General features: G+C 56.6%; 2 protein-coding genes and 1 pseudogene. All 3 read right to left on the bottom strand.

Features of this window, described 5'->3' with window-relative positions:
• Window positions 1–404: 404 nt before the first annotated feature.
• Window positions 405–1,883: a phage terminase large subunit gene (gene terL, locus AC2FI9_RS22735; protein ID WP_496771000.1), complete on the bottom strand. Its 1,479-nt coding sequence runs from the start codon at window positions 1,881–1,883 to the stop codon at window positions 405–407.
• Window positions 1,870–2,304 (bottom strand): DUF5681 domain-containing protein, encoded by a 435-nt coding sequence (locus AC2FI9_RS22730; protein WP_496770998.1) that lies wholly within the window; start codon window positions 2,302–2,304, stop codon window positions 1,870–1,872. Before AC2FI9_RS22730 ends, terL begins: the two co-directional genes overlap by 14 nt.
• Window positions 2,297–2,518 (bottom strand): annotated as a pseudogene (locus AC2FI9_RS22725) (hypothetical protein); the annotation flags it as partial. The pseudogene AC2FI9_RS22725 and the gene AC2FI9_RS22730, both read right to left, overlap by 8 nt.

The raw sequence follows: 2,518 nt of genomic DNA, 5'->3' as shown, positions 1-2,518 counted from the left end.
TCTGTTGGAGCGATATTCTGCCATCTAGTGTTCGATACTTGGAAGCAGGGTATACCGGCGACGATAACAGGGACACTGTCAGCCTTTGTGCTGAGGATCGAGTATACGAAGCTTCTGGACGTTCTTTGATTTTGCCCACCGACTGATCTGGGGTTTACTAAGTCAGCGATTGAACAGCCTTAGCTGGCTCCAGTTATCGGCTCTGCAAGGCCCGCTTTCTGCACAATGCTGTCCTTCGTGCATGGTGCAGCATTAGTTGCTCTGGGCTCGAAGCCGTCATCCGACAGCATTAGCGATGAGACTGGTTTGTGGTTGCGAGCGGTCATTGGGGCCGCTCTCAGGATTGGTCCGACATCGGCCCTCCCAGCACTATTCAACGAGTTTTCAAGCTTGACGCTGAGGTTCTACCGTCGCCTGACCCTCTCTCGATTACGCTCCCGACGTTCGATGTTGATCCGGTGGTCGCGACCCAATGCCCGGTAGAACCCCAGTCCCTTGGACCAGTTCAGAAAATGCGCAAAGCTATCGACCTGATCGTCGTTACGCCCGCGTGGAAAGGACTGAAGCTCTCGTTTGAATACCGGCAGCCAGGGTGCGTCTGCAGGCAGATACACCTTGCCCTCTTCGACAGGACCGCAAGCGGACTGGAACCGGGTTTCCTTGTCCTGGTCGGGTTTAATGCGTTCGTAGCGCCGACGGTCATCACGAAACAGCTCGTCCAGAAGCGGTTTACCGGAGGCCGCATCTTCGATCAAAACACGATCCGGATCCCAAAGGCCGACAAGCTGTAGCGCCTTGGCTTTCAGGTCTGGGTAGTCCACCTGCCCGCGCCAGACGTCGAGAAGGTACCACGCATTTTCGCGGAATCCCCAGGTTGTACAGGCCGAGAAGTCGGACCGGGGATCCGCTGACATGCCCGTATCCCAGCTTTGAACCACCAGTTGGAACCAGCGACGATTTTCGATGGTCTCATAAATACTGAACCACTCCCAGCGAAGGGGCGATCCGTCTGGTGCAATCGGGTTCTGCTGATACTGGCAATTGAACACGGCTGCGCCCATTTCACGGCGCTTGGTATCCAGCGTTTGCTGATCCAGGCGCGACGGGCAAAGGAGATCACCCGGTTTGCGGTGCATGGCCATTCCACGCCCAAGAGGCACCGTCTCATATTCTTCGGCGATGGCAGACAGATTCAGGTGCCGATAGGTACCGCGTTCAAGCAGGTAGCCTGGCGGATCCATCTCGTGCAACCGTTGTGCAACCATAACCACACGCCCTTCGGCCGGGTTGTCAAAGCGCGACAGCAAGGTCCCCTCAATGAACTCCTGTGCCTTGACCAGCTCGGCTTCGGAACCCGCATCACCAGCTTTCAGCAGGTCATCGATGATGATGTAATCAGCGCCATGGCCAGTAACAGAACTGCCGATGGAGACAGCCTTGCGACTGCCTCCCTTTGTGGTGCGGATTTCTTCTGAGGAGTTGCCCTTTTGGGCCAAAACCGTTTCAGGAAACATTTCCCGGTACCAGCGCGCGGACATGATCCGACGACAATCTTCAGAATGCTTGCGCGCCAAATCCAGCCCGTAGCTGGCAACAATAATCTTGGCGCTGGGTGAGTGCCCCAGAAGATAAGCGACATATGCAACGGCCACGGTGACCGATTTCAGGCAACGTGGCGGGATGTTGATGATCAGCCGCTTGTTTTCGCCTTGGCGGACATTGTCCAACTCATGGCACATGGCACGCACATGCCAAGCCGGATCAAAGCTGCGGTCAGTCCCTTGGTGCAGCGTGTCAAACACACGCCACACGAAAGGAAAGAAATTGTCCCGGCAAACCTCGCGAGCGGCTTGCAGGACCATTTTTGGATCAGGAGTCGTCATCTTCCGCCTCCTCGTTTTCCGGACCACCGTCACCGTCCAGTTGGCTGGAAAAGAAATCCCGGAGGATGTCATAGTCAACTGCCTCCGGCCCATTCACTTCAGAGCCAGCCTGTTCGCTCCCATCATCTGGACCGCCGAACAGATCAGCGTCGACCTTGAGAAGCGCCATTAGCAATTTCGTGTCGCCCTTCAACGCACCGGCCGTGAGCCGCTTTGCAATTGCCTCCGCCTTTGAAATCCGAGCTTCAATGTTGCCTTCGCGGACGGTGATCTTGGCTTCCAGTTCGCGTTTCAAGCTAGCATTCACCCCTTTGGCACCTTTTGGTCGTCCCTTCGGATTGCCGGAGCGGCCTTTCTTGAATTGGGTCGCTTTGGGCGGCTTGCCGTAGCCCACCTCATACTCTTTCGTATCGTCAGACATGATCCACCTCCTGCTCTGAAGTGGTGTCGTTGGCTGCAGAACGCGTATCGAACGTTTGCCCCGTGACAGCATGCACCGCGCTTTCACCGGTCATCTCCTGCCAACGGTGGATGGCGACGTCGACGTAAACAGGGTCAAGCTCAATGAGCCGCGCCCGGCGCCCGATTTTCTCAGCTGCCAGCAAGGTCGCGCCGGACCCGCCAAAGGCGTCCAA

This window comes from Ruegeria sp. CDSA246, from assembly GCF_059611225.1.
Note: the sequence above shows the minus strand (reverse complement) of the source record. Positions and strands in the feature narration are given on the sequence as shown.